At 64.0% G+C, this 5,524-nt stretch carries 11 protein-coding genes; 4 read left to right on the plus strand and 7 right to left on the minus strand.

Annotation, left to right across the window (positions count from 1 at the left end; all coding sequences use genetic code 11):
- Positions 1–94: 94 nt before the first annotated feature.
- Both VF515_16695 and VF515_16700 read right to left on the minus strand, forming a co-directional pair.
- On the minus strand, positions 95–325 hold the full coding sequence (locus VF515_16695) for a PIN domain-containing protein (GenBank protein HEX7409269.1): 231 nt from the start codon (positions 323–325) through the stop codon (positions 95–97).
- Positions 326–334: 9 nt separating this feature from the next.
- Positions 335–601, minus strand: coding sequence for a hypothetical protein (locus VF515_16700; GenBank protein ID HEX7409270.1), 267 nt, complete (start codon positions 599–601; stop codon positions 335–337).
- Positions 602–677: 76 nt separating this feature from the next.
- Here VF515_16700 and VF515_16705 point away from each other — a divergent pair, with 76 nt between their 5' ends.
- Positions 678–812 carry a hypothetical protein gene (locus VF515_16705; GenBank protein ID HEX7409271.1) on the plus strand — a complete coding sequence of 45 codons (135 nt, stop codon included), beginning with the start codon at positions 678–680 and terminating at the stop codon, positions 810–812.
- A 59-nt stretch (positions 813–871) separates the two neighbouring features.
- Here the strand turns inward: VF515_16705 and VF515_16710 are convergent, their stop codons facing one another.
- Complete coding sequence (locus tag VF515_16710; protein ID HEX7409272.1) at positions 872–1,108, minus strand: hypothetical protein; 237 nt, start codon at positions 1,106–1,108, stop codon at positions 872–874.
- A complete protein-coding gene (locus VF515_16715; GenBank protein HEX7409273.1) occupies positions 1,105–1,296 on the minus strand; it encodes a hypothetical protein in 192 nt (63 codons plus the stop codon). Before VF515_16715 ends, VF515_16710 begins: the two co-directional genes overlap by 4 nt.
- A 377-nt stretch (positions 1,297–1,673) precedes the next feature.
- Between VF515_16715 and VF515_16720 the strand changes: the two genes are divergently transcribed.
- A complete protein-coding gene (locus VF515_16720; protein HEX7409274.1) occupies positions 1,674–2,303 on the plus strand; it encodes a nitroreductase family protein in 630 nt (209 codons plus the stop codon).
- Between the two features lie 189 nt (positions 2,304–2,492).
- On the opposite strand, the gene VF515_16725 is transcribed toward VF515_16720, so the two are convergent.
- The 3 genes from VF515_16725 to VF515_16735 all read right to left on the minus strand — a co-directional run bounded on the left by VF515_16725 (position 2,493) and on the right by VF515_16735 (position 4,161).
- Complete coding sequence (locus VF515_16725) at positions 2,493–2,927, minus strand: type II toxin-antitoxin system HicB family antitoxin (protein ID HEX7409275.1); 435 nt, start codon at positions 2,925–2,927, stop codon at positions 2,493–2,495.
- 417 nt (positions 2,928–3,344) lie between these two features.
- On the minus strand, positions 3,345–3,791 hold the full coding sequence (locus VF515_16730; protein HEX7409276.1) for a DUF6036 family nucleotidyltransferase: 447 nt from the start codon (positions 3,789–3,791) through the stop codon (positions 3,345–3,347).
- The gene (locus VF515_16735) at positions 3,772–4,161 is read right to left on the minus strand and encodes a hypothetical protein (GenBank protein HEX7409277.1); all 390 of its coding nucleotides are present in this window, start codon (positions 4,159–4,161) and stop codon (positions 3,772–3,774) included. The genes VF515_16730 and VF515_16735 overlap by 20 nt, the downstream gene beginning before the upstream one ends.
- A gap of 422 nt (positions 4,162–4,583) precedes the next feature.
- Between VF515_16735 and VF515_16740 the strand changes: the two genes are divergently transcribed.
- Positions 4,584–4,832 carry a hypothetical protein gene (locus VF515_16740; protein HEX7409278.1) on the plus strand — a complete coding sequence of 83 codons (249 nt, stop codon included), beginning with the start codon at positions 4,584–4,586 and terminating at the stop codon, positions 4,830–4,832.
- Complete coding sequence (locus tag VF515_16745) at positions 4,829–5,200, plus strand: hypothetical protein (GenBank protein ID HEX7409279.1); 372 nt, start codon at positions 4,829–4,831, stop codon at positions 5,198–5,200. Before VF515_16740 ends, VF515_16745 begins: the two co-directional genes overlap by 4 nt.
- The last annotated feature ends 324 nt before the right edge of the window (positions 5,201–5,524 follow it).

Genomic DNA, 5,524 nt, shown 5'->3' on the forward strand with positions numbered 1-5,524 from the left:
TGCCGTGGCGGCGATCCAGAGATCGTTTTCGTCCAACCTGAGACCCTGCTGCTCCCGTGTCCGTTTGATGGTCGCGTACTTGTCTCCCGCAGACTCAGGCACGGACTCGCAGGCAATGGTGGCGAAAAGTGGGGGCCGCCTGTTTCGTAAGGTTCTCACGCCGGCGCCCCTGCGGCAGGCGCGCGAGTCCGTAGAGGATCTCGCCGCGAACGATTGGGCAGATCACGACCTTGTCGTTCGGGCCGAGCGCGCCAAGCTGCGCCTCAACACGCGGGCTCTTCCGCATGAGGTCAGAAAACGCGTTCGAGTCGAGAAGAAAGATCATCGTCCCGTCTCACGCACCGGCGACGTCGAACAGGCCCTCGGTGCGCGTGGGCAGCTTGCCGGCCTCGATCATGCGCTCCAGTTCATCGACATCGCCCGCTTCCAGATCCGGTAGAGCGCGCATGGCCTGCAGGACTGCCAGCGGCGAGCCTACTGCCAACTCCTGGATCGGACGGACGGTCACCTCGACTGCGCCGTGCATGTCGGACAGCGGTTCCTCCAGCTCAATGTGGCTCGGATCGTTCAGGTTCCCGCGGACAACGACCGCTCGCTCCATGGCTCACCTCTTTCCTGCTGCTGTACCATATACCTGTGCGTCAGCACCATTTCGAGGCCAGGAAGTCCCGCCTGTTTTGTCGGCCGGGTCGGGTTCGGCTGCCATTGCAGCGGAAGCAGTCATCAACGTTCTCCGCAACGGCCGCGTGTCCTTCGCCGGCTCCGCTGTCGAGTTGCACGACGACGCCAAACTGCGCGAGGTGTATCTGTGAGAAATGCAGTCGACAGTTGAGCGTTGAGAGGCCCGGTGGACCGGGTGTTGGACAGGCCCTCAGTCCGACGCGAGGTCGTCGATGAGCTCGTCGAGTTCCTTGGTATGGGCGTGCAGGTGCAGGACGGTGGCGCTGAGATCGCCGAGCACGTCACTCACGTCGTGCCCCTCAGCCCTTGCTTTGGCGAGCCGTTGCAAGAGCAGCAAGACTCGCGCGCACTCCTCACCCAGCTCGGCTAACTCGCTCTCGACCGGGTCGGTTCGCTGGCCTTTCACCAGTTGGGCCATCTTCTTCATTTCACTTCTCCGAGACGCCTCCGCGCACGGTTGATGCCGTCGCGAAACGCCTTGATCTCAGTCTCCCAGTGCCGGATGCGCCCGTGGTCCGGCTGGGTCTTGGCTCGCTCCATGAGGATCTTGGTTCCATGTTCGCGAATGCGCTGCTCCAAAGTGCGGATCTTCTTACGCAGCTCCTTTTTCGCCATCGCGTCGCTTACACAAGTCTCTTAATCCCGTCACCAGCGAACAGCAAGGCACGCTTGCCGAAGGAAACACGCGGGGGGCCGGCTCCTGGAGTCCACGAAGCTGCGGCGGCGCGATCGCGCAGGGGATGGATGGGGACGTTCCTCCGTTGCTAGAAAACGATATCCCCGCGCACGGTAATCTCGCAGCCGGTTCGGGTCAGCGGGTTTGGCGTCTTGCCTGTGGAGTTTCACCAGCTGCCTGAAGCGGCAAAGGATCTCAGCCACGGTGACCAGCGAAGCATGGCGCTGCGCTGCCGGGTAGGGCTCTGCAGTGCCTTTGACCCACTCGCCGTAAGCTGGTCTACACTCCGTGCATGGCTGACACGATCAATCTCACGATGCCGCTGGAAGAGGCGATGCGGACGCAGCGGGCAATTCGGCGGCTCAAGCCGGACCCGGTCGACGATGCGCTCGTGCTGCATCTCATCGAGCTGGCGCTCAAGGCGCCGAGCGGGAGCAATCAACAGAACTGGGAGTTCATCGTCGTCAAAGACCGCGCCGTGAAGGCGCGGCTGGCGTCGCTGACACGGATTCCGTGGCGCATCTACGGCGGCATCGGCCGCCGCGTCGCGCGCAATGATCCGAAGGCGCTGAGGATGTTCGACGCGGTGCAGTGGCAGACCGATCACTTCGAGGAGATTCCCGTCCTCGTGGTCGCCTGCCTGCGCGGAGTGCGTCTGTGGTTTCCGCCCATCGTGGCAACCGGTTACTACGGCTCCATTTATCCGTCGGTGCAGAATCTGCTGCTGGCGGCACGTGCGGCTGGACTCGGCGCCGCATTGATCACCATGCCGCTGTGGAGTACGTGGCTGGCGCGCCGGGCGCTGGGCTTACCGTGGAACGTGTCGCCGTGCGCCGTTGTGCCACTCGGGTGGCCGAAGGGTCGCTACGGCCCGACGACCCGCCGCCCCGTCGGCGACGTGGTGCACGTGGATCGGTACGGCAATCGGCCGTGGAGAAAGTCGTGACTCGTGTTCGTGCTCGTCGAGACGAACAGGTCGCGTTATGAGGGTCGCGTCTGGACAATGGACTTTGACGTGCGGAAGCGGCCGACGCAGTGTGTGCTTGCGCTCCTCGATGAACGCCAGCTGCGCTGCCTTGATGTCCTCGCGGCGGCTGGCAAATTTTCGCTTTGCAACCCATTTTCGGCCGGACCTCTAGGCCGCTTGCATCTCAACGACGAGACGCTTACCCAGTTGCGCCAGCGCTTCTTGCATCCGCGGCAACTTCGAGGGGTGCCGCGGGTCGAGCAGGCGGCGAACCTCCTTCTCATCGCACCCGAGTCGCCTTGCGAGATCGAGCTTTGTCAGCTTCGCTTCGCGAAGAGCGAGATACAAGGCCGCCTTGGCGGCCATCGGTGCCGAGACCGGCACCATGCGCTCACCGCGACGCGGCGGCGAGGCGGCGGGGATATCATCGCCCCGGCGAATGCGCCCAGCGATCGCTTCATCCAAGCAGTCCCTGGCCTGAGCCAGCGCCCCCTGGTCGTCGTCGCCTTCCGTAAGGGCCTCGGGGAGGTCCGGAAACCGGACGAGCACATTTCTCCGATGCCTTTCGAACTTGGCCGGATACACAAACCCGAAGTTCTTCATCAGTCCCTTGCCTTTCTACGACTCCTTCGGTCGTTACCGTACGTCCTCGCGGGTTAAGCCCAATTGCACCAGCATCGCAGCGAGCAGGCCAGGCGACAGTTCTTTACGCCGATCTTTCAGTACGGCGAACCGTTCTCCATAGTACACGGTGCCGTGGCTGCCCTTGCCTCGCTCCGCGCGAAAGACAACCCTCACTCCGCGTCCCCTTCCGAGCTTCTGCAGCCTGCGAAGGAACTCAGCCCCGGTCACCGGTGAAGCATCGGACAAGAATGTCCGAAAGTCAAAGCGTCAGAGAGCCGCCGAGCCGGCGCCGTGGCAGCGCAGCGTGGCGGAGGCGATCCGAAGGCTGAAGTGCCTGCTCCACTTCCCGGAGAGTGCCCCGGATGAGAGCCACATCGAGATCCGTGGGGTGTGCGTTCAGGATCGCGTGGACGTCGCGAGATCCTTGGCACGTCCGGCGAGCACTTTCATTACAACCACGTCTTCCGCACTGGCCACCCGGACACTGACGCCTTGGATGTTTCGCAACTGAGCGCGTTGCAGAAAGAGATCCTCGAGACCTGTACCCGCGAGGACCACGTCGACCGGTATTCCGGAGGCCGTATGCACCAGCGGGATGACTCGTGTGCGGGCGATGAACGTCTCCGCATCGGCGACGCGCAGCGTGAATCCCGCGTTCTGCAGCGCCGCGATGAGCTCGCCCGCGGCGTGTCCTTCGGCATCGACGGTGACGTCGACGTCCGCCGTCAGGCGCGCGGCGCCGTGCAGCAGCGCAGCCTGTGCGCCAAACAGGTACCATCGTGGCGTGATCGGTTCGAGCGCGGCGCGCAACGCCGCGAGCAGCTCAACGACGCGGGAAGGCATGCGCGGCGCGATCGAGGAGGCGCGTGAGTCGGATATGATGCTCGAGATCCTCGGCGCGATCCTCTTCGGAGGGCCAGTCCGGTCGCACCTGGTGCGCATGCTCCCTCAGCGCCTGACCGGCCCGCCAAGTGGCCTCGGCACCCTCTTTCCGGAATCGCCGTGCCCAGTAGCCCTGCTTTGATTCCGCGACGACGTCGTAGGCGCGCCCCATGAACGATCGTACCGCTATCGGATCCATCACCCACAAAATAGCGCGAATGCACAGCGGTTGCGACCGGTGGAAGAACGTGAGCCCTCGCGGATTAGGGTCAGGGCCATTGACTCTCGATTTTGTCGAACAACCCCAGGAATAACGCAGATCGAGAATCACGACGCTCAAATCTGCTTGAGGAGGAACGATCGTCTGGCCGCGAACGATCCTGCGGCATGGGCGCGCACAGTCGGAGGCGCGCCGGGCTCGCTTTAGTCGTCGCGGGGCTGGGGATCAGGGGCGGTTGGGAACGGCGGCGGCCGGCGGAATCCCCGAAACATTTCCGGGGTGAATGGTGATCACGACGCGCTCGTCGCCCGGGCGGTCGAACGGAGCGTGGAGGGCTGCGGGACGGTCCTAGTTTGCTAGATTGCTGACGTGGGGATTTTGAGCCGTAACTCCGCAACGGCCATCCTGATCGTCGAGCAAGAGGTCCGCGCGCTTTTCAGGATCGCCCGCCGCAAAGGACGGGGGAGATAAGCGAGTTCTGTTGTATGCTCAGCCAGTGGAGCGTAGAGTCCGAACGGCAATGAGGCGAAGCGATGCCGTTGAGACTCTACCCCGACGTGCGGGCTTCCGGCGTGGTGCCCGACACGTGGTTTCCCATCACAGGCGGCACGATCAAGTTTCCGGTACGCAACCGGGCGGTCTTGCGCGAGTTGCGGCGATTGCGTAGCGGACGTTGGAAGAAGGTGATCAGGGTGGGGACAACGGGCGAGGTTCATTACTTCGAGCACCAATCGGGCAACGTCGGCGGGGTCAAGTTCCTGCCGAGATTGGAGGAGCGATGAGAAGGAACAAGGCCTCACGAATCCAGCTGCCCACAACGATGCAGAATACCCACGAGCCGCTGGTGGTCTTTGCGCTCCTGAACCTCGGGCTGGCACAGTCGCTGGGGAGTGGCGTGATCACGCCCGAGGAGGCCGTCGAAACCTTCTACCACGGCGACAACTGCCTATTCGTACAACGGGATATTCGCAACAAGGTCGCCGCCGCCATCATGAGCCGCGGCGCGCAGCTGGCGGATCTCTTCGCCGTCTTGCCCGCAGCCGAGGCCCGGCGTGAGTTTTACGCCGAACTCGAAGCGATTCGGTCGCTCTGCCTGAAGTTGCTTGGCGGCGCGCGTTCGGCGAGTTTCGGCACTCGTGTCGCCGCCTAGGGCCTGCGGCCAGCGTGGGTGCGGCGGACCGCTCCCCGCCCGCACTCCAGAGGCTTCCGGCGGACGTGTTGGGTCGCTTCGCGGTGCCAAGTCCGACGGGCTGCTGGTGCCCCCGGCGGGACGCAGCCGAGGGGTTGAGCGGTTGGCATCGACCGCTGCGGGGGCAGCTCCTTTCGCTTGGGGACGATCACCAGCTGGTGTCGACCATGGTGTCTAGCCGGTAGCGACCGACGTGGCCAGAGGTCCGGTCGACAAGTGGCTTGCGGCTGCGAATCGCTGCGTCGCCAACCCCTCGGCGGATCGAGTAGATACGCGGTCGACGTC

The sequence above is a fragment of the Candidatus Binatia bacterium genome (assembly GCA_036382395.1).
Lineage (GTDB): Bacteria > Desulfobacterota > Binatia > HRBIN30 > HRBIN30 > JAGDMS01.